This is a genomic window from Seleniivibrio sp. (assembly GCF_021209385.1).
In the GTDB taxonomy this organism is placed as follows: domain Bacteria; phylum Chrysiogenota; class Deferribacteres; order Deferribacterales; family Geovibrionaceae; genus Seleniivibrio.
The window spans coordinates 44,790-70,416 of record NZ_JAJOIL010000007.1 but is presented as its reverse complement, the minus strand read 5'-3'; the positions used below and the strand labels follow the sequence as shown (position 1 = coordinate 70,416).

Annotated in this window: 20 protein-coding genes; 6 read left to right on the top strand and 14 right to left on the bottom strand. The window is 48.9% G+C overall.

Going from position 1 to position 25,627, the window contains the following annotated elements; genetic code table 11:
• Positions 1-60: 60 nt before the first annotated feature.
• The 11 genes from bioB to LRY47_RS02025 form a co-directional block, all read right to left on the bottom strand.
• Positions 61-1,008 (bottom strand): biotin synthase BioB, encoded by a 948-nt coding sequence (bioB, locus tag LRY47_RS02075; protein ID WP_295222076.1) that lies wholly within the window; start codon positions 1,006-1,008, stop codon positions 61-63.
• Entirely contained in the window at positions 1,005-2,171 is a 1,167-nt protein-coding gene (locus tag LRY47_RS02070) for an aminotransferase class V-fold PLP-dependent enzyme (protein ID WP_295222074.1), read from the bottom strand. The genes bioB and LRY47_RS02070 overlap by 4 nt, the downstream gene beginning before the upstream one ends.
• A complete protein-coding gene (locus LRY47_RS02065; RefSeq protein WP_295222071.1) occupies positions 2,164-3,315 on the bottom strand; it encodes a PLP-dependent aspartate aminotransferase family protein in 1,152 nt (383 codons plus the stop codon). The genes LRY47_RS02070 and LRY47_RS02065 overlap by 8 nt, the downstream gene beginning before the upstream one ends.
• 18 nt (positions 3,316-3,333) lie before the next feature.
• On the bottom strand, positions 3,334-3,978 hold the full coding sequence (locus LRY47_RS02060) for a DUF1847 domain-containing protein (RefSeq protein ID WP_295222069.1): 645 nt from the start codon (positions 3,976-3,978) through the stop codon (positions 3,334-3,336).
• 54 nt (positions 3,979-4,032) lie between these two features.
• A complete protein-coding gene (cysK, locus tag LRY47_RS02055; protein WP_295222067.1) occupies positions 4,033-4,968 on the bottom strand; it encodes a cysteine synthase A in 936 nt (311 codons plus the stop codon).
• Positions 4,969-5,102: 134 nt separating this feature from the next.
• The gene (locus LRY47_RS02050; protein ID WP_295222065.1) at positions 5,103-8,231 is read right to left on the bottom strand and encodes a CusA/CzcA family heavy metal efflux RND transporter; all 3,129 of its coding nucleotides are present in this window, start codon (positions 8,229-8,231) and stop codon (positions 5,103-5,105) included.
• The gene (locus LRY47_RS02045) at positions 8,231-9,349 is read right to left on the bottom strand and encodes an efflux RND transporter periplasmic adaptor subunit (RefSeq protein WP_295222063.1); all 1,119 of its coding nucleotides are present in this window, start codon (positions 9,347-9,349) and stop codon (positions 8,231-8,233) included. Before LRY47_RS02045 ends, LRY47_RS02050 begins: the two co-directional genes overlap by 1 nt.
• A complete protein-coding gene (locus LRY47_RS02040) occupies positions 9,327-10,583 on the bottom strand; it encodes a TolC family protein (protein WP_295222062.1) in 1,257 nt (418 codons plus the stop codon). The genes LRY47_RS02045 and LRY47_RS02040 overlap by 23 nt, the downstream gene beginning before the upstream one ends.
• 51 nt (positions 10,584-10,634) lie before the next feature.
• Entirely contained in the window at positions 10,635-11,027 is a 393-nt protein-coding gene (locus tag LRY47_RS02035; RefSeq protein WP_295222059.1) for a FixH family protein, read from the bottom strand.
• Between the two features lie 263 nt (positions 11,028-11,290).
• A complete protein-coding gene (gene mnmA / locus LRY47_RS02030) occupies positions 11,291-12,364 on the bottom strand; it encodes a tRNA 2-thiouridine(34) synthase MnmA (RefSeq protein ID WP_295222058.1) in 1,074 nt (357 codons plus the stop codon).
• A complete protein-coding gene (locus LRY47_RS02025) occupies positions 12,354-13,478 on the bottom strand; it encodes a cysteine desulfurase family protein (protein ID WP_295222055.1) in 1,125 nt (374 codons plus the stop codon). Before LRY47_RS02025 ends, mnmA begins: the two co-directional genes overlap by 11 nt.
• A gap of 136 nt (positions 13,479-13,614) precedes the next feature.
• Between LRY47_RS02025 and LRY47_RS02020 the strand changes: the two genes are divergently transcribed.
• Complete coding sequence (locus LRY47_RS02020) at positions 13,615-14,091, top strand: hypothetical protein (RefSeq protein ID WP_295222051.1); 477 nt, start codon at positions 13,615-13,617, stop codon at positions 14,089-14,091.
• Here the strand turns inward: LRY47_RS02020 and LRY47_RS02015 are convergent.
• Positions 14,084-14,536, bottom strand: coding sequence for an Rrf2 family transcriptional regulator (locus LRY47_RS02015; RefSeq protein ID WP_295222050.1), 453 nt, complete (start codon positions 14,534-14,536; stop codon positions 14,084-14,086). The two genes, LRY47_RS02020 and LRY47_RS02015, sit on opposite strands and share 8 nt — an antisense overlap.
• A gap of 222 nt (positions 14,537-14,758) precedes the next feature.
• On the opposite strand from LRY47_RS02015, the gene LRY47_RS02010 reads away from it, so the two are divergent.
• From LRY47_RS02010 to LRY47_RS01990, 5 genes are all read left to right on the top strand, one after another.
• Positions 14,759-15,802: a hypothetical protein gene (locus LRY47_RS02010; RefSeq protein WP_295222048.1), complete on the top strand. Its 1,044-nt coding sequence runs from the start codon at positions 14,759-14,761 to the stop codon at positions 15,800-15,802.
• An 82-nt stretch (positions 15,803-15,884) separates the two neighbouring features.
• The gene (locus tag LRY47_RS02005; protein ID WP_295222046.1) at positions 15,885-17,567 is read left to right on the top strand and encodes a PAS domain S-box protein; all 1,683 of its coding nucleotides are present in this window, start codon (positions 15,885-15,887) and stop codon (positions 17,565-17,567) included.
• A gap of 90 nt (positions 17,568-17,657) precedes the next feature.
• Positions 17,658-18,254: a TetR/AcrR family transcriptional regulator gene (locus LRY47_RS02000; RefSeq protein WP_295222044.1), complete on the top strand. Its 597-nt coding sequence runs from the start codon at positions 17,658-17,660 to the stop codon at positions 18,252-18,254.
• Positions 18,251-19,441 carry an efflux RND transporter periplasmic adaptor subunit gene (locus tag LRY47_RS01995; RefSeq protein ID WP_295222041.1) on the top strand — a complete coding sequence of 397 codons (1,191 nt, stop codon included), beginning with the start codon at positions 18,251-18,253 and terminating at the stop codon, positions 19,439-19,441. The genes LRY47_RS02000 and LRY47_RS01995 overlap by 4 nt, the downstream gene beginning before the upstream one ends.
• A 10-nt stretch (positions 19,442-19,451) precedes the next feature.
• Positions 19,452-23,813 (top strand): efflux RND transporter permease subunit, encoded by a 4,362-nt coding sequence (locus tag LRY47_RS01990; RefSeq protein ID WP_295222038.1) that lies wholly within the window; start codon positions 19,452-19,454, stop codon positions 23,811-23,813.
• Position 23,814: 1 nt separating this feature from the next.
• Here the strand turns inward: LRY47_RS01990 and LRY47_RS01985 are convergent, their stop codons facing one another.
• Both LRY47_RS01985 and LRY47_RS01980 read right to left on the bottom strand, forming a co-directional pair.
• Positions 23,815-24,666 carry an AraC family transcriptional regulator gene (locus LRY47_RS01985; protein ID WP_295222036.1) on the bottom strand — a complete coding sequence of 284 codons (852 nt, stop codon included), beginning with the start codon at positions 24,664-24,666 and terminating at the stop codon, positions 23,815-23,817.
• Between the two features lie 3 nt (positions 24,667-24,669).
• Positions 24,670-25,509 carry an alpha/beta hydrolase-fold protein gene (locus LRY47_RS01980; protein WP_295222033.1) on the bottom strand — a complete coding sequence of 280 codons (840 nt, stop codon included), beginning with the start codon at positions 25,507-25,509 and terminating at the stop codon, positions 24,670-24,672.
• Positions 25,510-25,627: the final 118 nt, after the last annotated feature.

The window sequence follows — 25,627 nt, the reverse complement described above, 5'->3', positions numbered from 1 at the left end:
ACAATAACCCCGCTGAAAAAATTGAATATAAAATAATTCTATTTCAGCAGGTTATCTTTGTCAATCGAGTTTACGGTGAATGAAATCCATATCTTCAAAAATATCAGTTCCCTTAACAGTGAGATAGTCACCCACCATCATACCGCTGGCTCCGGCTGAGAAAATCTTCATGGCGCTGTCTGCCTTAAAAACTGCATTGCGTCCACCGCAAACACGAAGCGTACGGTCGGGAAGAATAAACCTGTAAACGGCGATTATGCGCATCGCCTCCTCTTCCAAAAGCACGTCTGTGCCCTCTTTCGGAGTGCCCGCAACAGGGTTCAGGAAGTTTATCGGCACTGACTGCACGCCAAGCTCACGCAGGAGAACCGCAAGTTCGTATCTGTGTTCCCAGTTCTCACCTATGCCGAATATCCCTCCGCTGCATACGTCTATCCCTGCCCGCAGAGCCTCTTTAACAGCGTTCACGTCGTCGTCGTAGCTGTGGGTGGTGCATATCTCCGGGAAAAAGCTCCGAGAGGTCTCAAGGTTGTGGTGATACGAATCAAGCCCCGCCTTTTTAAGCTCTTTAAGCTGTTCATAAGACAGGCACCCGACAGATATATCGGTTTGCAGACCAATTGAGGAGACCAGCGACACCGCCTGTTTTATCTTCAAAAATTCTTCCGGCGTGGGCGAAAGTCCGCTTGAAACTATGCTGAACCGCTCAACTCCAAGCTCTTTGACGCGTTTTGCCGCTTTTTCGATCTCGGCGATATCAATGAACGGAAATACTGGAGCTTTTGTGCCGTAATGAGAAGACTGAGCGCAGAAAACACAGTCTTCACTGCAATGTCCGCTTCTTGCATTCACAATGGCACAGGTTTTAACCGTTTTCCCAGTGAACCTGTCACGCAGCCTGCGGGCATAGCCCATGACCCCTTCAAGGTCGCCGTCTATCAGTGCGCAGGCTTCGCTGAGGCATATCAGCCCGCCGCCAAGCGCCTTTTCATATATTTTTTCTATCATTTCTTTTTACAGTACAGTTCGATTATGTTAAGAATATCATTAAGAATATCCTCGGCATCTTCAACACCCAGAGACAACCGAACAAGACTGTCGCTTATCCCCCTTGCCGCACGTTCTTCCGCAGGCATTGCCGCATGGGACATCTTCGCGGGGTAGGAGATAATACTCTCAACACCGCCGAGGCTCACAGCAAACGCCGCATATTTTGCATTTTCCAGCAGTTTATGGGCAAGTTCGGGGGTTTCAAGCTCGAAAGACAGCACGGCTCCTGCACCGTCAGCCTGTTTTTTGTTTATCTCATATCCCGGATGGCTCTCAAGCCCCGGATAATATACTTTTTTGACCTTCGGATGCTTAGACAGTGCTTCCGCTATGATACCTGCGGAACGCTGCCCCGCCTCAAGCCGCACGCCGAGGGTTTTCAGTCCGCGTATCACCAGCCAGCAGTCGTTGGGAGGCAGTACGGAACCAACAGCGTTCTGGATGTATTTAATGCGTTTGGCAAGATCTTTATCCGCTGTCACCGCGAACCCGCAAAGCACGTCGCTGTGACCGTTGATGAACTTAGTTCCGCTGTGGACAACAATATCGCATCCAAGCTCGATGGGTCTTTGCAGATACGGACTCATAAAAGTGTTATCCACAATTGATATAAGTCCGTGTTTCTTCGCCAGATCAGCCATTGCCTTAAGGTCTGTTATCTTAAGCAGGGGATTGGATGGTGTTTCCAGATAGAGTGCCTTTGTATTGGGCTTTATTGCCGCCTCAAAAGCTTCCACAGACGTGGCGTCTGCAAAGGTCGCCTCTATGCCGAATCTGGACAGAAGTCCGGTCAGCACGCGCCACGTTCCGCCGTACACGTCCTCGCAGACGACTATATGATCGCCGGGGGAAAATATCATCAGAACTGCCGATATCGCCGCCATTCCCGATGCGAACGCATACCCGTGACTGCCGCTTTCAAGCTCGGCTATGATGGTTTCAAGCGCCTCTCTGGTTGGGTTTCCCGAACGGGAATAATCATACCTTCCGAAACTGTCAGCAGAAACCTGCGCAAATGTGGATGCGTGGATGAGCGGCACGCTCAATGCTCCGGTGGCAGGATCAATGCCGAATCCGTTATGAACAAGTCTGGTGTTTTTTCCCGCTTTCTTCTTAGCCATCTATGCCTCCCTGAAGCGCCTGTGCAAGGTCGTTTATAAGGTCTTCGACGTTCTCCACACCGACGGATATTCTTAAAAGTCTGTCTGAAACTCCAAGCCTTTCGCGTATCTCAGGCTCAATGTCGGCATGGGTCTGCACAGCGGGAAACGTTATCAGCGATTCCACACCGCCAAGGCTCTCCGCAAACAGAAACACTTTAACACGTTCAAGCACCGAAGGCACCAAAGAAGGATCTTTCACCTCAAAAGAAACCATCGCGCCGAACCCCTTCGCCTGACTTTTCAGAAGCGTGTGACCGGAGTGGGTTTTAAGTCCGGGGTAATTCACCTTTGTCACCAGCGGATGCTGTTCAAGGAATTTTGCAATCTCAAGTGCGTTCTGCTCCTGCTGTTTCACCCTGAGATGCAGGGTCTTCATTCCGCGAAGGACAAGCCACGCATCGTTGGGACCCAGAACCGAACCCACAGCATTCTGAAAGAAAGCCAGTTTTTCGCCCAGTTCAGCATCTTTTGTCACAAGAACACCCGCCACCACATCGTTGTGACCGCCGAGGTATTTTGTGGCGCTGTGCAGAACGACATCCGCACCGAGACTGAGCGGATTTTGCAGGCAGGGAGACAAAAACGTATTGTCCACCACAGTCAGTACACCTTTTGCGGATGCCGCCGCCGAAATAGCTTTTATATCTGCAACTTTAAGCATGGGGTTTGTGGGGTTTTCTATGAATATCATTTTTACGGCGCTGTCTTTAAGCGCCTCTTCTACAGCCGCAATGTCTGACGTATCAACATATACCGCCTGAATCCCGTAAACGGAATAAACCTGTTGAAACAGTCTGTAGGTTCCGCCGTAAAGGTCTTCCGTAACGATTATCCTGTCGTTCGGCTTAAGCAGTCTTATCACGTTGTCGATAGCCGCCAGACCGGATGAGAAGGCAAGCCCCCTCGCTCCGTCCTCCGCATCTGCTATGGCATCCTCAAGCGCCTGTCTGGTGGGATTTTTCGAGCGGGAGTAATCATATCCCGTACTCTGCCCAAGCGCAGGGTGCCTGTATGTCGCCGAATTGTACACCGGTACCGTCACGGCTCCGGTGGCAGGGTCGCGTCTGCTGCCCGAATGGGCAAGCCTCGTTTCGATATTCATGTTTTTCCCCGTTAATTTTTAATCAAAAATCCTTTTATAATATGAACCGCAGGTATAGACCGCCGCCGCCGGATTGTGCGCCAGCACGCGGTCTTTCACAATAAAGTATGTAACGGGAGCCTTGGAGTGGTGTATGAATATTGAATCATGCCCCACGCAAAGCCCCACTATTATATTAAACTCTGTCCCGTGTTCAGCCAGAAGTTGTGCCTGAAGCACGGGGTTGCACATCGCTTCAAAATTTCCGGGCGCTATCTTGTGTTCTTCGGGAATACCGCTTTCCGTCTTGTCTCTGGAGCCTACCTTGCACACAAAATCGTGTACGGTGAAGCCCTTGCCCCTGAGAAACCTGGCGAATACCGCCGTCTCTTTCGCCAGCCCCACACAGGAGGCTACGCCGAGAGTTTTGTACCCCATGCGGGATGCAAATTCCGCTATCTCTTCAATGCGGGTTATCTTCCCGTAAAACTTGCCTTCGACCTCCGCCGAAACTCTGGAGGCCTTCGCAGTGAACTCATCATCGAAATACTCTCTGAACGAACTGTCATTCAGCTCAGCATCAAGATTCTCCGTGGGACAGTTTTTTGAGAAGTTCTTGTCCCTTTTATAGCAATTAAGCGAGCCGCAAACGGAGCAATCTTTAATTATCTCTTTTTCTGCCATTTATATCCCCAAAACATGATGTCAAAAGTTATAAACTTTTGCTCAGACACTCTATCACGCAGTTACCTCGTTGAAAAGAACTGTGGAGAGATATCTTTCACCTGTGTCGGGCAGAATAACCACTATCAGCTTGCCTTTGTTCTCAGGTCTTTTTGATATCTCGTATGCCGCATGGAAAGCCGCGCCGGATGAGATACCCACCAGAAGACCGTCCTCTTTCGCCAGTTTGCGTGCGGCGACAAGAGCCTCTTCACTCTGCACCTGATAGATCTCGGATATAACTTCTCTGTCCAGTACACCGGGAACAAAACCTGCACCGATACCCTGAATTTTGTGAGGACCGGGATTTCCGCCTGAAAGAACGGGTGATTCAACGGGTTCGACAGCAACAACATGAAGGTCTGCTTTTCGCCCTTTAAGCACCTGACCGATACCAGTGATCGTTCCGCCTGTACCCACGCCACCCACAACTATGTCAACTTTGCCGTCTGTGTCTCTCCAGATCTCTTCCGCTGTGGTAGCCCTGTGTATAGCAGGGTTGGCAAGGTTGTTGAACTGCTGAGGAACGAACGAATTGGGTGTTTCCGCAGCAAGTTCCTCCGCTTTCTGAACAGCACCTTTCATGCCCAGTGCGCCGGGGGTGAGAACTATCTCCGCTCCGTAAGCCTTAAGCAGTGAACGGCGTTCAACGCTCATTGTTTCGGGCATAGTCAGGATTAGTTTGTAACCGCGAGCCGCAGAAACAAGCGCCAGCGCGATACCTGTGTTACCGCTTGTGGGTTCGATGATAACTGTGTCTTTTGTTATAAGCCCTTTCTTCTCCGCGTCTTCGATCATTGCGAAACCGATGCGGTCTTTAACGCTTCCGCCGGGGTTGAAAGATTCAACCTTCGCAACTATCTCCGCTCCGGCTCCTTCTGCCGCTCTGTTTATTTTGAGCAGGGGTGTGTTTCCTATCAGGTCTGTCAGTGTGTTTGCTATCCTTGCCATATTATCCTCTCCTCTATTTATCATATTACCTATAGATTTACTAGATGAATGAACAATACTCCACGAAACGTTTTGTGTCAACAGATTATTTTAAAAGAAAAGCCCCTTTTGAGTTTGCAAAAGGGGCAAATGATTTATACTGTTTGCTTTTTAATTTCCCACTTTTTCCATGAGAAATATAGAGCTGGTATGATTATAAGGGTCAGAATGGTTGACGTGACCATACCGCCGATCATTGGTGCCGCGATACGCTTCATAACGTCCGCACCGCTTCCCGTTGCCCACATGATAGGCACCAGACCGATGATAAGCGTCGCCACGGTCATTATCTTCGGACGCACTCTCTGCACTGCTCCGTAAACAACGGCAGCCTTGAGGTCTTCGTCATTGTTCATCTGTCCCCGCGCCTTCCATTCGTCAAACGCCTCGTCCAGATAGACTATCATAACAACCCCCGTCTCCGCTGACACCCCCGCAAGGGCTATAAGCCCCACCCAGACCGCAACGGACATGTTGTAGCCCAGAAAATACAGGTAGAGGAATCCGCCAACCAGTGCAAAAGGTACTGAAAGCATGACTATCGCAGTTTTTGTCACCGAGCGGAAGTTGAGATACAGAAGCATGAATATCAGTCCCAGCGTGAGCGGAACGGCAAGTTTCAGCTTCTCTTTAACCCTCTGCATTGACTCATATTCACCGCTCCATTTGAGAGTATACCCCTGCGGAAGCTTTATAGTGTTGTCAACCTCTGCAATAGCTTTCTTAACATAACTGCCTACGTCAAGTCCCTGCTGCAGGTCGACATATACATAGGAGACCAACATTCCGTTCTCCTCTTTCAGCATGTCGGGACCTGACTTCAGATAGACGTTCGCTATATCGCCGAGGGGAATATAGTTTGCCTGCCCGTTCATGCCGCCAACGGGGACAAGCACGTTCTTTATGGACTCGACATCGTTTCTGAACGCTTTTTTATAGCGTACTGCAACGGGGTAACGTTCCCTGCCTTCAACTGTTTTTGTGACAGGCATACCGCCTATGGCAGATTCTATGACCATGTTGACATCCTCAACGGTTATGCCGTATCTGGACATTTTGAACATGTCGGGCTCGATATAAAGATAGTATCCGCCGTCGGTACGCTCGGAATAGACACTTCTTGTGCCGTCAACTCTCATGAGCGACGTTTCAAGCTCCTGTCCAATCTCCTGAAGTTTCGCAGGGTCGGGGCCGAACACTTTGATCCCCACAGGCGTTTTGATGCCTGTTGAAAGCATGTCTATACGGGCTTTGATGGGCATGGTCCACGAGTTCACCCAGCCTGCAACCTTCACCTTTTCGTTCATCTCGTCTATGAGCTTTTCAAACGTCATGCCTTTGCGCCACTGGTCGTGGGGTTTAAGGGTAATGACCGTCTCTGCCATTGAGAGACCGGCAGGGTCTGTGGCTGTGGTTGCGTTGCCCGCCTTTCCGAAAACGGTGTCAACTTCAGGAACGCTCTTTATCAGCTCGTTCTGCGCCTGTAAGCTCTTTGCCGCCTCGGATGCGGATATCCCCGGCAGAGTGGTCGGCATATAGAAAATGGCGCCTTCGTTCAGTACGGGCATAAACTCCGAGCCGAGTTTTTTAACTATGGGATAGGTTGCGGCAAGAGATACCACCGCCAGCGCCATTACAAAATATCTGTATTTCAGTGCGAACTGCACGAACGGGTTATACAGAAACACCAGCGCCTTGGTTATAGGGTTATCCTGCTCGTGGCGTATCTTTCCTTTTATGAATATGACCATAAGTGCCGGAACCAGCGTCACCGAAAGGATGGACGCAAACAGCATTGAAAAGGTCTTTGTATATGCAAGTGGCTTGAACAGCCTGCCTTCCTGCGCTTCAAGAGCGAAAACGGGAAGGAAAGACACGGTGATTATCAGAAGCGAGAAGAAGAGCGGCTTGCCCACCTTCTGCGCGGCGGCGATAATCACCTCTACCCTGTTCGCATCGGGATTATGCTCAAGCTGTTTGTGAGCATTCTCAACCATAACTATCGCCGCATCCACCATTGCACCGATTGCAATAGCTATACCGCCAAGCGACATGATGTTTGATGTGATGCCAAGCCAGCGGAACATGATGAACGACATCACAATTGCCACGGGAAGCGTGAGTATCGCCACCAGCGCCGAACGGAAATGGAACAGGAACACTATGCACACGAGACTGACAATGATTATCTCCTCGATAAGTTTGTCGCGCAGTGTCTTTATGGAATCCACGATGAGAGTTGAGCGGTCGTATACGGGAACCAGCTCAACACCTTCGGGAAGTGACGATTTCAGGGTTTCTATTTTGGCTTTAACATTGTTGATTACGTTGAGTGCGTTTTCGCCGTAGCGCATGACCACAACGCCGCCGACAGCTTCGCCGTCGCCGTTAAAGTCGGCTATGCCTCTTCGCATGGTGGGTCCTGTTTCAACAGATGCAACGTCACTGACAAGCACGGGAACGCCCATTCCGTCGTTTTTGATGACTATGTTGCGGATATCGTCCAGATTTTTGATATATCCGATACCCTTGACCATGAAGTCTCTGCCGGAAAGCTCAACGGAGCGCCCGCCCGTGTCGCGGTTGCTGTCGCGCACCGCTTTAACAAGCTGGTTCAGGCTTATGCCGTATCCGCGGAGTTTGTCGGGATCTATGTTTATCTGGTATTCTTTGACGTGTCCGCCCACAGATGCTACTTCCGCAACACCTTTTACCTCTTCAAGAGCGTACTTCAGATACCAGTCCTGATATGACCGCAGTTCACTGAGGTTATGTTTGCCGGATTTGTCCACCAGCGCATACTGATACACCCAGCCTACGCCAGTCGCATCGGGTCCCAGAGCGGGGCTGACGTTCGGCGGCAGTTTTCCGCTTATCTTGCTTATGTTCTCAAGAACACGGCTGCGCGCCCAGTAGATATCCGTTCCGTCGTCGAAAATGGCGTAAACGTAGGAGAATCCGAAGAACGAATAACCCCTTACCACCTTAACCTTCGGAGCCGCCAGCAGACTGCTGACGATGGGGTAGGTTATCTGGTCTTCCACAAGGTCGGGGGAGCGCCCTGACCATTCGGTGAAAACTATGACCTGAACGTCGCTCAGGTCGGGTATTGCATCCAGAGGGGTCTTTTTAGCAGACCACAACCCTGCGCCCACTGCCGCCAGAATAAACAGTATCACCAGAAACTTGTTTCTGGCGGAAAAACCGATAAGTTTCTCTATCATTACTGCACCTTGACGGGGTTGATACCTTTAAGCTGTGCCTCGGAATCCAGAAGGAAGTTCGCGCCTCTGGCAACAACGTCATTGGCTTTAAGCCCGCGGCGTATCTCATAAAAACCGTCGGCTTTCACGCCTGTCACTATTTCGCGGGGTTCAAACTTGCCCTCGCCCTTTGAAACGAAAACTATCTTGCGTTTTCCGTCGTCGATAACGGCATCCTCTTCAACCTTAAGTATCTTTCCTGATTTAACGTTAAGAGTTATATCACCGTACATCGCGGGTTTAAGTTTGTTTCCGCGGTTGACCACGGGAAAACGAACCTTGAGCGTTCTTGTATTTGGTGAAACTTCGGGATATATGTAATCCGCCTTTATGTCAAAAGCGACATTAGGCTGGCTTGACAGCGTAAACTTAGCTGTGGCACCCTGCCGGATGAATTTCATATCCTCTTCATACACGTCGGCAATAACCCACATTCTGTCGGTTGATGCCAGAGTGAAAAGAGCCATTCCGGGCTGAACCATCATACCCGCGGAAACGTTCTTCGCCAGAACGTAGCCGTTGGACGGGCTGTATACTGAAACAGTACGGCGCGTTTTACCCGTGCGCTCAAGTTCGCGTATCTGCGCCTCGCTCATATCCCAGTATTTAAGCCTTGCACGCGCGCCGGCGGCAAGCTGTTTCGCATCGTCGGCAAACACACCGCCGTATGAATCCTGCTGGGTTTTAAACCCGTTGGCATGACGCAGGAACGAAAGGTATTCCTCCTGTGCGGCAACCATTTCGGGGCTGTATATTTCCGCTATTTTCGCGCCTTTGCCCACTGTTTTGCCTGTATAATCCAGATAGAGCCTCTCTATCCAGCCGCCGAACTTTGTGTTAACGGTAAAGGTTGAAGTCTCGTCGGTATTCACGATACCGGGCAGTTTTATTGATTTTGTACTGTCGCCGTATTTAACTTTTGTAAGGCGCACTCCCATCTTTTGCAGGATTGCCGGTTTTATCTCAAGAAGCTTCTGCTCGTCAAATATATCAAACTCATCCGCAAACGCAGGCATAGCCAGCGCAAGAGCGGCAAGAAATGTCATTGCGTATATCTTAATCCTCGATGATCGTTCCATAGAGCTTTCCTCCCGTAAGCACGTTGAGCCTGCTGAGGCTCTTTTCTCTCTCGGAATATTTTTCGAGATATTTCATTTTGTATTCAACAGAAGTGTTAACCGCCGCGATAACGTCCGATGCGTTGCCTCTGCCCTGTTTATATGCGGCAAGTGCGGCGTCTCTTGTCTGGTCAGCTTTGGCGGAAATACCTGACTGATATATGTCCATTATGCGTTTTGATGAATCCGCATTTGCAACAAGCTCCGTAAGCATGCTTCTAAGCTCGTGGCGCATGTTGCTGTAGACCGTATCTGCTTTCAGCTTCTGCGCCTTCGCCTCGTTTATGGCGGGAAGCTGACGGCTGCTGTAATAAAGCGGAATGTTGAACCCTATGCTTGCTGAATAGACATCGGACATTGTATAGCCGGGTCTGGGTTCATAACCGAGGGTGACTGTGAAATCAGGATATTTTTCAAGCTCCTTCATCTTTACGTTCGCCGCCATTGCGTTGACCTCGTTCTCCATGCTTTTAAGAGTGACGGAGCTTTCCACTGCCATCTTATAAAGCGCCTGAACGTCGAGTTCACCCTCTCTGTCGGGCAGAAGTGCAAACTCACCGAAATCGTCCGAATCCTTTCCTGTGATGTGTGCAAGCGAGGTCTTAAGCATCCGCTCTTTCTCGTTCATCATCTCAAGTGCTTCCATCACCATATATTTTTCACGCTGAACCATGAGAACGTCTTTAGAATCCATCATGCCGGAGCTGTATTTCGCCTGTGCGGAGCTTTCCGTCATCTGGATCAGCCTCATTTTTGTGTTCAGCAGTTTTTTCGATTCCTGAATGTTATAAAGGTCAAGATAAAGTGACCTTACTGAATTGATGACCTCCAGTTTTTCGGCACGGACACTTTCGCGCAGAGCCTGAGTTTTATATTTCGCCTCTGTCTGTTTAGCGCCCAGCTTTCCGAAGAACGGAAACATCTGGCTCACCATCACGGTATAACGGGACATTCCCGCCTGACCGACGGTATAGTTGGTTCCTTCGTTGACCAAGCCGAGGCTCACCATCGGGTCTGTAAGGCTTCCAGAATAAACCTCTGCATTTTCCGACGCACTTACGCCGTATTTCATGGATTCCAGTTTTATATTTTTTGAAAGGGCGGTTTCGGTGAGAGCGTCAATATCTACCGTTTCAGCCTTTGCCGCGCCTGCCGTTAAAATGAAAATTGAAAGTAAATATGCTTGTATCTTCACGTTTTTCCTCCGCAAAAGAAGGGGAGGAAAACCTCCCCCCTCTATGCATGATTATCTGGCGTCGATGGAGTAAGATGCCTGCTGAACTGCTTTTGAACCGGGCAGAACAAATTTGACATCAACGTTCCAGGGACCTGACATTCCCAGATCGAGCACTGCGGAATAAGAACCGCCTTTGCCGTTTGCAATCACTTTGTATTCCATTGCGGGCATCCCTGCCATGGCGGGCATTGAGTAGTAAACGGCAACTTTTGCACCGTCAACAGCCTTGTCGCCGTCTTTGATGGTGATGTTCACTTTGTTTTTGCCCATAGTCGCAGGGTTTTTGTCGAAAACGGAAACAACTGTGTAGTTGCCTGTTTTCTTAGTGATGCTGAGGGGGGCAGCAATAGCGAGAGCCGCAACGCAAATGATAAGGGACAGTGTCATAATGATCTTTTTCATAAGATCGCCTCCTGAAAATAAATTCTTCCAGAACAATAACATTAAACATGCCAAGTTGTTCCGGAACGGCACTGGAAGCATAAAAAGATTTAAATATAAAGGCTTTAGAAGACAAACAAAGAGATGGTGAATGGGTGATTCGGTATGTTCTCATGCCGACTATTCTGCATAGGAAAATGTACCTGTGTATAATTTTCGACACTGTTTTCAGGCAAAAAAAAGGCACGGTCAAAGCCGTGCCTTAAAGATGTGATTATTGTTTGTTAAGAAGAGATTATGCGTCCGCGACCAAGAACCTTCTCACCGTCGAAAAGAACGACAGCCTGCCCGGGTGCTATGGCTGAGACAGGTTCATCAAACACGACACTGCCCTTTCCGCCGCCGAGACAGGTGTATGTGCCGCTAACAGGCTTCTGTCTGTATCGCACCTGTACCTGACAGCGCACGGTTTCGCCCTCTGCATATTCGTATACGGTGGACATATTATCAGCTATCAGGAAATTGCCGAAGACGTTCTCGCTGTTGTCAGTGACCGTTACCGTATTGCCGGATATATTCTTAACCCAGTAGGTCTTATGGGTATTCAGATTCAGTCCGCGCCGCTGACCGACGGTGAATCTGTGGATGCCCTCATGGGGTGCTATCTTAACGCCCTGTTCGTCAACAACATCCCCTTTCAGAGCAACGCCGGAAAACCTGTGACGGAGCATCTCGGAAAAACTGCCGAACGCGCCCACAAGACAGGCGTCCTGACTGTCGGGGGTTTCTGCGCTTGGGATATCGTGCGTTCTGGCATATTCACGAACCTGCGGTTTCACCATCTCGCCAAGCGGAAACAGAACCCTTTTGAGCTGTTCACGGGTTAGCCCAGCAAGGAAATATGACTGATCTTTGTTCTTGTCCTGTCCGCGCATGAGGCATGTCACGCCGTTCTCATCCGTTACTGTTCTGGAATAATGCCCTGTGGCTATGTAATCCGCACCCAGTTCGTCTGCAAATTTCATCAGAAGCCCGAACTTCACCTTTTCGTTGCAGTTAAGGCAGGGGCTTGGCGTTCTGCCGTTTGAATACTCCTCCCATGCGGGCTTGAGTATCATCTCCTCGAAATCCTTTATACAATCGTAGACATAGTGTCTGATGCCGAGCTTCGCACACGCGGCGGACGCTTTCAGTATGCCGTCCACACCGCAGCAGGAGGGGCTTTCCTCCGTTTCTGAACATTCGCGGAGCTTCATGGTGACGCCTATCACATCGTAGCCCTGTTCAACCAGCATTGCCGCCGCCGCAGACGAATCCACTCCGCCGCTCATGGCGGCTATGACACGTTTATTTTGCAAGTCTTTTCCTCATCCTTTCAACTGTTGTGCGTATCTTTTCAACGGCGGTCACTATCTCCTCTTCCGTGTTATACCTGCTGAAAGAGAAGCGAACCGATGAGCGCGCTTCCGCAGACGACATACACATAGCCGTCAGAACGTGTGACGCTTCCTTTTTCGCTGCACTGCAAGCCGCGCCTGTTGATGCGGCAATATCCTCAAGGTCAAGATTTATCACTATAGCCTGATTTTCAAGCCCTCTGAAACCGATGTTGGATGTGTTCGGCACGCGGGGTGCGTCTTTGCCGTTAACGAACGAATTGGGAACTGACGCGAGTATCATCTCCTCGAACATATCCCTTAGCCTGCTGTCGCACATGTGCTGTCCCGCAAGCTCGCAAGCCATTCCGATTCCGGCTATGGCGATTATGTTCTCGGTTCCGGGGCGCATTGCGTGTTCCTGCGTTCCGCCGAGATGGACTGGGGAAAGCTTTACGCCGCCTCTGATATAAAGAGCGCCTATGCCCTTGGGGCCGTGGAATTTATGGGCAGAGATGCTCAGCATATCAACCCCAAGTTCGTCAACGTTCAGCGGAATCTTTCCCGCCGCCTGAACAGCATCGGTATGCACCAGAAGCCCCTGTGCCTTTGCCGCAGCAGCGAGTTCCTTTATAGGCTGAATAACTCCCGTTTCGTTGTTCGCCGTCATTATGGTAAGAAGTCCTTTGTCTACGCTTCGGATAGCTCCCATGGCGTGTTCAGGGTTGATGCTTCCGTTGTCATCAGGCAGAAGCTTTATCACGGTGCGCCCTTCATCCTCAAGCCTGCAAACAGGCTTAAGGATTGCGGAGTGTTCTATCGCTGTTGTGATGAAAGCACCCTCCGGTTCTGAGAACGCAAAGCCTGAAACGGCTATGTTGTCAGCCTCGGTTCCGCTCCCTGTAAAAACTATTTCTTCGGGACGGGCGCCTATGAAGTCAGCCACCCGTTTTCTTGCCTTGTCTATTACCTGTCGGGATCTTTGCCCCTCTATGTGGAGGCTGGAAGGGTTGCCGAATATGTCGAAGCAGGACGCCATTTCTTCCTTTACCTCTTTTGCAAGAGGAGTTGTTGCGTTGTTGTCGAAATAGATCATCTGATCACCAATAAAATATCAGAATTTTGATAGCATTTATAGATAATATATATAGCCGTCTGTGCTGTCAAGGTGCAGTGAACTATTGCATTGAGTCGGTGTCATATCTGCATAAAACAAATGTTTAGGAGGAAAAATGACCATAAAAATTTCATTTATTGCAATTATGATGATGTTATACGCATGGGCTGCGCAGGCGGCACAGAAAGACCCTGAAATACCTTCCGTTGCAGGATGTTCAATAATAGCAGAAAGATCAGGCAGAACAGCGCTTACGGAGATAGCCTATCTCCACAGAAAACAGATAGATGCGAAAGATGCGTATTCCGCGGAATACAAATGTGCCGACGGAAGCGTCTATGTCTGGGCGTCTTTCTCGGAAAACAATCTGAAAGCACAGCAGCTTTATAAAGATATGGACGTTAGAATGCCCCAGAGCAAAGTATTCAGCGATATGAAAAGGATGAATATCAATGGAATCGGCGTTACTCAGGTTCAGGGAATGGGCATGGACAATTATTATTTTCTGAAAGATACGGGCAACTATTGGGTGGCAGTTAAAGATGCAGACAGCATGAAATATCTGAAAGCGTTCATGAGATCAATCAAATAGTGTAGTTTATCAGACCGTTTGAGTTCTGGATCGCCTCGTCGGTCATGGTCTGCATATCCTGCAGAGTTTTGCCGCGCAGAGAGGCGATGAATTCGTCCGTAAGCTCGGACATGACAAGGCGGACACCGCAGATAGAGCTGTCGTCGCAGTATTCGCACTTGGAACCTGTCTCCTCATAAACACAGGGGACAAGTGCCAGAGGACCTTCCAGAGCTGAAACTATACGTTCCATAGTAACGGACGACGGAGGAAAAGCAAGCTGATAACCGCCGCCTTTTCCTATTTTGCTGGTGAGCAGTCCTTCGTTTTTCAGGGTGAGCAGGATGGTCTCAAGGAATTTTTTCGGTATCTTTTCGTGCTCGGCTATCTCGGAGATGAGAACATGCTCGCCGGCACCCTTTGATGCCAGAAATTGTAATGCTTTAAGTCCGTATACCGTTTTCATTGAGAACATATTGCCCGTCCTTTAACTTTTCAGTCAACAAGATATATGTATTATGTAGAATATTCAACAGGAAAAGGACTGCAATTATATGCGTTATTGTTCAAATGCCATTTTGCGGCTGTATTCCGACAGTCACATTATTGCGGCGTTATTGAATATCCGCAGGTACTTGACGCGGCAATGAAACGGCGGCAAGATGTACGACAACGGGGGAAAATTAACATGACAAATATTAAAAGGATAACTGTCTGGGGAAGAGTTACAAAATGCGCCCACAGGTGCAGATATTGCCTTCAGGGCGACCAGTCACAGCCAGGTCTTCAATGGGAAGACTACACACAAACAGTTGAAAAATATGTAAAATGGGGCAATCAGAACGGAATGGCTATAGGTTTTGAGCTTGCCAGCAACTATGACCTGACTATAGACCAGTACAAATGGTATCTGGAAATGACCAGAAAATGCGGAAAACTCTCTGACAGCCTGCTCATGGGCGGCATGAAAATGAGAAACGAAGCGGAGATGTTCGACTGGCTGGCGCAGCGCAAGGAACTTGGACTTAAGAAGGTAATCTTCTCAATGAGCGGAACCGCACAGTTCCACGACGCAATGAACAGACGCAAAGGCGATCTGGAATATCTGCTCGGCGCACAGAGGGCTGCTTTCGCTTTGGGACTGAACGTTGAACAGCGGATTTTCATAACAAAAGAGAATATCAACAGCATAGAACAGCTCTGCGACGATCTGGACGCCATAGGTAAACCCCAGAGAAGAAGCGTTTATCCGCTCCATTTCAGAGGCAACGCCCGTGAACTGGAGGATATCAGGATAGATGAAAACGACGTTAAGCAGATTCCGGCAGGCGTAATGCGCTATATGATGCCGGAGGAACTTCTTTCAGAAAGGCAGTGGGCGGACAGGCTTGCGTCATGCGATGAAAAGAATCCCGACAACATAGGCATGTTCGTCTATTTTGAGCCTGAAAATATTAAAAGCATCCTTTCCGCAGACTGCTCAGAAGTGGTTGAAACCAGAAAAGAAGCTGTTAAGGCTGAATATGAAAAGCTTCCCTGCCTTGCTGAACTATGCGAAAGATACGCGGACAGAAACAGCAAAAAAGTGCATGAGGGTAAAAATAAAGTCGCAGGTCTCTGGTTTGAAAGATACACGGAAGACCCGAAAAACAGAATAACACCTTACGCCTCAGAACTTTTGCACGCTTTCTATCCCACTGAGAGAGTATCAAAATTTGAACAGACACGATGAGTAATAACATAAAAATCGCTTTGTTGTGATATTTGTGAATTTGATATATAATACTCATATATTCATCCATACAGAGTGATTTGTGAAAAACAGAATAGAGAACAACGACGAGTTCCGTAAACTGTATTTTGAAGCTCTTCAATCTAACCCATATCTTCCTGTTTTCTGGGTGGATGCCAGCGGTTGTATTCTCAAAATCAATGATGCCGTAACCAACTATCTGGGCTATACCGAAGATGAGCTTAAAGGCAAGCATGTCAGTTTCATTGATTCGGCACACTCCACAGAAGAGGTCGGGGAATTCATAAGGTACCTGCGCACCAAAATGGTGAACAGGTTCACCACCAGACACAGAAATAAAAACGGTGCAGAGATCGAAGTTGAAATCATCTCCGGCTATCACAAAATCAACGACGTTGAGTTCTCGGTCAACTACATATTCGACATCTCTGAGAAGACGCAGCTTGAAAGAACTCTTTTGAAAGCGGTCGATGAAAAAACAGCGGCACTTTCAAAAAAGGTAGAAGAACTGCAAAAATCCAAAGAGCTGGCTCGCCAGAACGAAGAGATGTTCATAAATGCCTTCAAAACCAGTCAGGATGCTATTAACCTTAACGACATAGAAACCGGCATTTACATACAAATCAATAACGGATTTACTGCGATAATGGGCTACACTCCCGAAGAGGTTATCGGCAAATCCTCACTCGATCTCAACATCTGGAAAAATCCTGAGGCAAGACAGTATCTTATCGAAACCGTCAAAAAATACGGGTATTGCCACAATTTTGAAGCTGATTTTATAAGCAAAAACGGAACAATAGTTCACGGGATCATGTCCGCCAGCATACACGAATATAAAGGCAAAAGGGTTCTTCTTAACGTTTCTAAGGATATAACCAAGATAAAAAAGCTGGAAAATGAACTGAAAGAGCTTAACAATAAACTTAAAAACAGAGTTGAGGAAGAAGTCGCCTTCGTTCGCAAACAGCAGGAAATAATCTTTGAGCAAAAGAAACTTGCGGATATGGGCATGATGATAAACGCCATCGCCCACCAGTGGCGTCAGCCGCTTAATATAATCGGTCTGCGCACCCAGAACATAGCCGACAGTTTCCGCGAAAACACACTGACTGAAGAAGAGATAGCCGAGTTTGAAGAAAAACAGATGAACACTCTGGACTATCTGTCGTCAACCATTGACGATTTCAGAACGTTCTTTAAACCTGACGACAAAGAGAGCGAATTCGACGTAAGCAACGAGGTAATCAGCCTTCTGCGTCTGGTGGAGATACAGATGCTGGCGAAAAACATTAAACCTTTCGTATCATATTCAAGTCCCACCAGAGTCATCGAAAACGCAAGCATTGCAGATATACCAAGCTCACATAACAACGAAACAGTTGTGAAAGGGTTCAGAGGAGAGTTTAAACAGGTTATAACCAATCTGGTGTATAACTCCATATTCGCCATAGAGGAGCGGATAAATGCCGGCTACCAGACCGAAGGATATATCCATGTCAGGATAAACAAGACCGGAACCCATGTGACCATAAACATCGAGGACACCGGAGGCGGTATAAAAGAAGAGGTCAAACCACATATATTCAATCCGTACTTCACCACAAAAGAAGAAGGAAAAGGTACAGGTCTGGGACTCTATCTGGCAAAGCTTATCATTCATAACCACATGAACGGAACAATAACTGTCACTAACACCTCTCTGGGCGCTGATTTCGAGATAATACTTCCCGCCGTTAACTGATTTTTTTCCTATTTCCCTATTGACGGTTTTTTCTTTACGAGCTAACTTAACACTGTTAACTTAACAGTGTTAACCAAGTGAGGTTCTGATATGTATGCGAAAAAAAGAAAGCAGAACGTAAATAAGCCGCTAAGGGAAAAGATATTGTCCGTTGCCCGCAAAACCATTCTGAAAGACGGTATAGCCAGTCTTTCCATGCGTCGCATAGCGGCGGAGATAGATTACTCCCCCACCGCGATATACACATATTTCAAAAGTAAAGACGAGATCATCTTCTGTGTATGCGACGAAATATTCGCTCAGGTTGCCGGATTGATCGCCGCCGCAGTTGACGAAAACAATACGCCGGAAGAGAATCTTAAAAGGTGCATGCTAACCTATGCAAAATTCGGTCTGGAAAATCAGGACAGTTACACAATTGCCTTCATGACCCCGCGCAGCGAAAAATCTTTTTTCCGTTTTCTGGAAAGCGGAACAAACGGAATGAGGGCATACGGAACAGTGCTTAACATAGCTTCGCAGATATCCGGAGAACCTGAAGCAGGCGTTCAGGTTATGTGGAGTTCCATGCACGGCATAGTTTCAAACCTTATACAAAATCGCAATTTCCCGTGGGAACAACCGGATAAATTGATAAACTTAGCTATAGACACACTTATTAAAGGATTCACAGGGAGCGGCAAATGAAGAATATCGGATATTTTTTAATTGCAATTTTCATTATTTCACTTGTCGGCTGCAAAGGCAAAGAGGAACAGCCGAAACGCGAACCGATACCCGTTAAGGTTTCACAGGTAAAGCGCATCGACGATACATATAAAATAACAGCATCCGGCGTTATCACGGCGCAGGACAACCCGTCAAAGGTTTCGTTCCTCGTCAGCGGACGGGTCGTCAAATCCATCCCCAGAGAGGGTGACTACGTTCAGGCGGGTCAGGTGCTTGCGGAGCTTGACAACACAGACTACAGAAGCAATCTGGACAAAGCCAAGGCGTCGGCTGACATGGCGAACGCCGCCTACATGAAGGCGAAATCCCCTGCCCGTGCGGAACAGCTCGAACAGGCAAAAATAGCATATGACAGAGCGTCGGACGAATACAGACGCATGAAAATGCTATATGACAATAAGAGCCTCGCCCCTAACGATTTTGAAAAATTCAAAGCGGCATACGAATCAGCAAAGCAACAGTATGAAATGGCTCAGACAGGCGCACAGCCCGAAGACAAGGCACAGGCTAAGGCAGGATACGAACAGGCAGCGGCATATGTTAAGCTCGCGGAAAAAGCTCTGAACGACACTGTGTTAAAAGCGCCCGTCAGCGGATTTGTGACAAAGCGCCTCTGTGAAGCCGGCGAAACCATACAGGCAGGCTATCCCGTATTCGAGATATCCCCCCTCGACCCGGTGGAGGTCAACGCGGGCATAGCTGAAACAGACATCCGCTTCGCCGCCACAGGGCAGACGGCTGACGTTTCCGTCCCCGCCATGCCCGACAGAAAATTCACCGGAACCGTAAGGGTGATAAACGTTTCTGCTGATCCCGCCACCAGAACCTACATGACAAGAATAACCGTGCCGAACCCGGATCATGCGATCCGTCTGGGAATGGTTGCGGAGATATCAATAGATACTAAACAGCCGGTAAAGGCGCTGACGGTGCCTGTTGAATCAGTTCTGCGAGACCCGCAGGGCGCAACCATCGTATACGTCTATTTCCCCGATAAAAAGAAAGCATACTCCAAACAGGTTGAAACAGGCTCCGTATACGGACAGCAAACAATAATAAGATCGGGACTGAAAGGCGACGAATTGATAGTCACCGCCGGACAGAACAAACTTTCTGACGGGCTGGATGTCAGCCCTGTCAAATAGGGGTTTTCTCATGAATCTTGTAAAAGCTTCGCAGAAATACCCCGCAGTCGCCATTTTCATGGCGCTTCTTATGCTTGCCGTCGGGCTTCATGCCTTCTTCACCATGCCGAAGACGGAAGACCCTTCAATAACTATCCGCACAGGACTTGTAATGGCGTCCTATCCGGGCGCAACCACAGAAGAGGTGGAAAAACAGGTCACAAAGGTGCTTGAAAGGCATATCTTCAAATATCAGGAAGTATACAAAAGCAGGACTTATTCCACCAGCAGACCCGGCATAGCGATAATAAACGTTGAACTCGAAGACAGTGTGAAGGATGCAGACCTTTTCTGGGCAAAACTGCGCCACGAAATGAACGAAACTTCGTACACAGAACTTCCCAGAGGCGTTCGCGGTGTCATGGTGGTTTCTGACTTCGGCGACACAGTGGCGATGCTTCTCGCGGTGCATGGTGATAACTACACATACACACAGCTTAAGGACTACGCCGAAAGGATAGAGGACGAGATGCGTACCGTGCGCGAAGTGGGCAAACTGGCGCTTTACGGCGAAAAAGAGGAACAGATACAGATTAAGGGCGATCTGAAAAGGATGGCTCAGTTCTCCGTCACCCCGGCAGGAATGATTCAGACCATACAGGCGCGAAATGTCACCGGCGGTGCGGGAACTCTGGACACGGATACAACGTCCATACCTGTCAAGACCACAGGCGAATACTCATCGCTGGACGACATACGGAATACACTGATAAACGTTTCACAGACGGGACAGCCGCTATATGTGCGGGATATCGCCGATGTGACAAGAACATATGAAGATTCCGACTTCAAGGTTCGTTACGACGGAAAGCCGAGTATCATAATTTCAGTTGAGATGCAGAAAGGAAACAACATAGTACAGCTCGGCGAGAGTCTTTCTGGCGTTTTCACAAGGATTAACAATATACTGCCGCCTGACATAAAACTCGACATGATAGCTAACCAGCCGCAGGTGGTTTCCGACAGGATGGAATCGCTCACCCATGAATTTCTGCTGGCGATAGCATCGGTAATAATAGTCACAATTATTCTGCTCCCGATAAGGGTGGCGGTGATCGCGGCTCTGGCAATTCCCGTCACGCTCCTTGCTACCCTTGCCGTGATGAACTTTTTCGGCATAGAGCTGCATCAGGTGTCCATAGCATCGCTGATTCTGGTGCTTGGAATTGTGGTTGACGATGCGATTGTTATTGCAGACAACTACGTCGATCTGCTGGACAGAAAGGTAACAGGCGAAGAGGTCGGATGGCGTGCCGTGGGCGAGGTGCTGATCCCCGTCCTGACAGCCACCGTGACGATCATCTGCGCGTTTCTCCCCATGCTGATACTCACAGGCTCCGTGGGCGAGTTCATCAGGGCGCTTCCGCTGACAGTTACCATTGCCCTTTCCACATCGTTCATCGTTGCGACACTGCTTACGCCGATAATCTGCCGATTTTTTATCAAAAAAGGGCTGCATAGCGAAACTAAAGTGAAAAAATTCAGCCTGCTGGACTTCCTGCAAACGGCATACGGGCATAACATGCGGTTTTTCATGAAAAACAAAACCTTTGCCGTAGGCATCGGTATCCTGTCGTTCGTCTGCGGTCTGTACCTTTACATGCATATCCCGCAGGAATTCTTCCCCTCTGCGGAGCGCAATCAGTTCACCATAGACATCTGGATGCCGCAGGGGACAAAGACCGACAGCACCGACACGACAGTTGCTCACATAGAAAACACTTTAAAGGACACCAAAGGAGTTCTGCACTACGCATCTTTTATAGGTCAGAGCGCGCCGAGGTTCTATTATAATGTTAACCCGCAGCAGCCCGACACTGCCTATGCGCAGATAATCGTGAACACCGAATCTGTTGAGGCGACTAAAAAACTGGTCGGCTCACTGAGCTCCAAGCTTGGCAAAGAGACACCCGAAGCACTGGTTCTTGTGAAGGAACTCCAGCAGGGTCAGCAGATGGAAGCCCCCATAGAGGTGCGGATATCAGGCTATGACATCCCTACCCTCAAAAAAGCGGCAAACGACGTTATGGCTATCATGCGCGAGGTGCCTTACAGCAGAGACATCCACACCAACTATTTCAACGACTCCGGAATGGTGGACGTTGAGGTTAATAATGAGCTGGCTAATCGATTGGGAATTACGAACTACGGAGTGTCAGGCACATTGGATGCGGCGCTGGACGGGCAGACCATCAGCATATACCACGAAGGCGACAGAAGTATTCCCATCATATTCAGACTGCCGGAAGATAAGCGCAAAAACTTCGGCGACATAGAGGACTCATACGTCGCATCGTCAGTAACGGGAAAAGGCATAGCGGTCAAGGCTTTTGCCGACATCAAACCCCAATGGCAGACAAGCCGTCTCGTGCGGCGCAACGGCGTGCGGACGATAACCGTCAACGCCTTCATCAAAAAGGGACATTACGCATCATCAATGCTGAACGAGATACGACCGAAGATAGAAAAACTGAACCTGCCCGAAGGCTACACAGTGACATACGGCGGTGAAAATTCCAATCAGGAAGAGACAATGCCGCAGATGATAAGTGCTTTGGGCATAAGCCTTCTGGCGATATTCATCGTCTTGCTGGTTCAATTCCGCAATTTCAGCGAACCCCTCATAGTCATGTCGTCCATACCGCTCTCCATTCTTGGTGCGATGTTTGGTCTGTTCATAACTGGCAATCCGTTCGGGTTCACCGCTTTCATGGGGGTCATAAGCCTGAGCGGTATAGTTGTCAGAAACTCCATCATACTGGTGGATTACATAAAAGAGAAGATAGCGGAAGGACACCCCATTGAGCTTGCCGCAATGGAAGCGGGACAGCGCAGACTGCGCCCCATCTTCCTTACGACCATGGCGGCGGCGGTAGGCGTTATACCTATGATACTTTCAGGCTCGACACTCTGGAGTCCCCTCGCAAGCGTTATGGCGGTGGGGCTGATATTTTCCATGTTCTTCACACTGCTGGTTGTTCCGGTGCTTTATGTCATCGTCATGGGCAAACGCGTTAAAAGCCCGGCAGTTGCAGTTCTCGCATTGTTCTTCATCGTTTCCACAGCGCATGCGGAAACAGTGAACATGACGCTGGAGCAGGCGCTTAAATCAGCAATGGACAACAGCCGCGTCATAAAGATAGCACAGGCTCGCATAGACGAGGCTGATGGCAAAGTTACAGGCGCAAAGGCGGACTATTTTCCGCAGGTTAAGATATCAGGTTCATATTCGGACACATTGCAGGACAATCTGGCTGTAATTCCCGCAGGTGATCTTGGTTCGGTGGCAGGGTTTTCACTGCCCGCATCGGACTATGACGTAAAGACCTCCGGAGCAACCGCAATGGCATACGGCATAATAGCCCAGCCACTGACACAGCTCCTTAAAATAAAAGAGAACGTCGGCGCGGCAAAAGCTGACAGAAAGATATCCGAAGCCGATATGAAAAAAGCACAGGATGAGATAGCATACGCAGTGAAAAGCCTTTATTACGGACTTCTGATAGCATATGCGCAGGAGGATGCGGCACACGCGGCGCAGAGAGGGGCACAATTAGCCCTTAAGGAAGCGCTGGACGGAGTAAGCTCCGGCAGTGTGCTTGAAGTTTCGGTTATAGAGGCGAAAGCGGCGCTTCTGCAAAGCAGACAGAACCTGATGGCGGCACAGAACAGCTATGAAAACTACAACGCAGACCTGAACACTCTGACCGGACAGCCTGCGGGAACAGTTATTATCCCTGCTGAAATACCGGCTGACAGAGCGGAGACACTGACGCGTCAACAATATATTGAAAAGGCTTCCGCTTCCAACACAGACATCATGTCTGCAAAACAGACACTTGAAAAAGCCCGCCACGGACAGAAAGCGGCTGTTTATGAATATATACCGGATGTTACCCTGTTCGCGGCAGAAATATACACCGACGGAGTATCATATCTGAACGACAACATAACCGTGGTCGGCTTGAAACTGGACTGGAACATTCTGGACTGGGGCAAAAAGAAGGGCAACAGGATATCCATGGATTCACAGGCGGCTCAGGCTTCACAAAACCTTCTGCGTGTGCGTGAACAGACCGAAACGGACGTCATAAAGACATATAACTCCATTCAGCAGACTGCACAGATGAAAGACGTTGCCCGCGAGTCGCTTGAACTTTACAAAGAGCAGTTACGAATAAATGCCGACAGATACGCGGCTGGTGTGATAAGCGAAGCGGCATACGCAAAGGCGCAGGCTGCCGTAAAAAAAGCGCTGGCGGATAACCTGAGCGCGGAACTTGACCATCTGCTCGCCATAGACCGCATGGAAAAACTCACGTCCGGCGGCTGATTCAGCCTGTCGTACGGCAAAACTGCTGACAGGACTGATCCTGTCTGTATCTTTCGCGAACGACGCTCGGTGATGAGCCGAAGCGTTTTCTGAACATGCGGCTGAAATACAGAGGATCGGGGTATCCGGCGCTTTTCGCAACTTCACTGACGTTTGCATCGCTTGTGATAAGCAGATCACGCGCCCTGTTCAGTCTGTAAGTTGTCAGATAGTCCCCGGGACCTATACCGGCAAATTTGTTGAAAATATAGAAAAGCCTGTTCTCGTTCACACCGTACTGCTCCGCAAGCTCCCTTACGGAAAGCGGTTCGGTATAATGCTCCTGAATGTAAAGCGAGACCTGATCGAAAAGTTCTTTAGCATCTCCGCTCTGTCTGCCTCCGGCAGAAACGAACAGTTCCTCCAGAACACAGCGAAAAAGCATCTCTGTGCGGAAAAGCGAAAGAGAATCCGGATGGGTATAAGCACGCCAGAGCCGCCAGAGCAGTTCAGTCAGTCTGGGGCTGTTACCTGTTGAAAGCTCAAAATGCAGATCAGCCATGCGCATGTTTTCAGGCTCAGGTGTAACAGCTTCATAAAAGACGATGATGTATTCCCATCTGGTCTTTCCCAGCACAACCTTATCAAGTGTCATATTCGCGCCGCCGTGGACGACAGTTCCGGGTGAAATGATATACGGCGTGCCGTTAAAGGTGAATTTCGCTTTACCCGACAGCGGGAACACCATCACAGGAAAAGGAGCTGTCATCTGACTGTGCGAACAGCCCGCACCCTTGGTGTGGTGATGAACACCCATAACTTTATATGAAACTTTTGAAAAATAGTTTACCAGATCGCTGTATGAAACTTCCATGACCTACTCCTTATCTGCGAACAGTGCCGCATCCAGCGAAACGGGGAACAGCGAACCGTGAGAGAGATATCCGTATTCTCTGTACTGTGTCTTCATGCCCTCTGCGGAAAGCTTTCTGACAACATCAAGCGCGGCGTCTTTCGGAGCATTTGCGTAGAGTTTCTTTCTCATCCTCACCTTTTCGATGTCGCCTTTCGCCGGCAAATACCCTTCGGCGGAGGCTCCCTTCATCATAAGAAGGCTGATGCCTGATACATCCTTTGTCTGCATTATCTTTTTAAAGAACGCACCCTCCTGCCACCAAAGCGACGGGTCGGCGCTGACATAGCGGCTGAAAAGTCGGGGACGCTCCGACAGGGCAGAAAGAACGAACAGTCCTCCGTATGAATGACCGAAAAGCGTCCTTCTGTCCCTGTCGATGTGCGTCTTTGTCTCCGACAGGGGGAAAACCGTTCTTTCTATAAAGTCTATGAATTGGCTTGCTCCGCCGCCAACGCGCGAAGGGTCAAGCTCGTCCTTAAAGGGTTTGCCGTCTTTTGACGGTGTGAAATCGTATGTTCTGGAAGGCATATCGAAAAGTACGTCCGCGTCGTAACCAATCGCCACTATCACAGGCGGGTCGTTCTCCGCCAGCTTTTCAAGCTGTGCGTCCGTTATGTGGTGTATAACGGCATTGCCGTCAACGGCATAAACAGCTCTGTACCCCTTTTCGGGAGCCTTTGCTTTCGGCACTCCGGTTATTATTCTGTATGTTCTTCTGCCGTCTGCAGAAACAGCTTTATCGTAATAAAAAGTGTAAAACGGTGACTGACGCCCGTCGGTATATTTTGCTTTCTCAAACACGGGTTCCCCCCACGCACTGTAAACGGTCAAAAGAACACAAAGAAGAACAGCATATTTCATTTATACTCCAAAAATATGAGACCGCCGCGTCGCTGTTGACACGGCGGTCTCATTATAT

What these genes read in the sequence shown, in the direction of transcription:
- bioB (WP_295222076.1), bottom strand. Translation starts at nt 1,008, where the DNA reads ATGATAGAAAAAATATATGAAAAGGCGCTTGGCGGCGGGCTGATATGC.
- LRY47_RS02070 (WP_295222074.1), bottom strand. Translation starts at nt 2,171, where the DNA reads ATGGCTAAGAAGAAAGCGGGAAAAAACACCAGACTTGTTCATAACGGA.
- LRY47_RS02065 (WP_295222071.1), bottom strand. Translation starts at nt 3,315, where the DNA reads ATGAATATCGAAACGAGGCTTGCCCATTCGGGCAGCAGACGCGACCCT.
- LRY47_RS02060 (WP_295222069.1), bottom strand. Translation starts at nt 3,978, where the DNA reads ATGGCAGAAAAAGAGATAATTAAAGATTGCTCCGTTTGCGGCTCGCTT.
- cysK (WP_295222067.1), bottom strand. Translation starts at nt 4,968, where the DNA reads ATGGCAAGGATAGCAAACACACTGACAGACCTGATAGGAAACACACCC.
- LRY47_RS02050 (WP_295222065.1), bottom strand. Translation starts at nt 8,231, where the DNA reads ATGATAGAGAAACTTATCGGTTTTTCCGCCAGAAACAAGTTTCTGGTG.
- LRY47_RS02045 (WP_295222063.1), bottom strand. Translation starts at nt 9,349, where the DNA reads ATGGAACGATCATCGAGGATTAAGATATACGCAATGACATTTCTTGCC.
- LRY47_RS02035 (WP_295222059.1), bottom strand. Translation starts at nt 11,027, where the DNA reads ATGAAAAAGATCATTATGACACTGTCCCTTATCATTTGCGTTGCGGCT.
- LRY47_RS02025 (WP_295222055.1), bottom strand. Translation starts at nt 13,478, where the DNA reads ATGATCTATTTCGACAACAACGCAACAACTCCTCTTGCAAAAGAGGTA.
- LRY47_RS02020 (WP_295222051.1), top strand. Translation starts at nt 13,615, where the DNA reads ATGACCATAAAAATTTCATTTATTGCAATTATGATGATGTTATACGCA.
- LRY47_RS02015 (WP_295222050.1), bottom strand. Translation starts at nt 14,536, where the DNA reads ATGAAAACGGTATACGGACTTAAAGCATTACAATTTCTGGCATCAAAG.
- LRY47_RS02010 (WP_295222048.1), top strand. Translation starts at nt 14,759, where the DNA reads ATGACAAATATTAAAAGGATAACTGTCTGGGGAAGAGTTACAAAATGC.
- LRY47_RS02000 (WP_295222044.1), top strand. Translation starts at nt 17,658, where the DNA reads ATGTATGCGAAAAAAAGAAAGCAGAACGTAAATAAGCCGCTAAGGGAA.
- LRY47_RS01995 (WP_295222041.1), top strand. Translation starts at nt 18,251, where the DNA reads ATGAAGAATATCGGATATTTTTTAATTGCAATTTTCATTATTTCACTT.
- LRY47_RS01990 (WP_295222038.1), top strand. Translation starts at nt 19,452, where the DNA reads ATGAATCTTGTAAAAGCTTCGCAGAAATACCCCGCAGTCGCCATTTTC.
- LRY47_RS01985 (WP_295222036.1), bottom strand. Translation starts at nt 24,666, where the DNA reads ATGGAAGTTTCATACAGCGATCTGGTAAACTATTTTTCAAAAGTTTCA.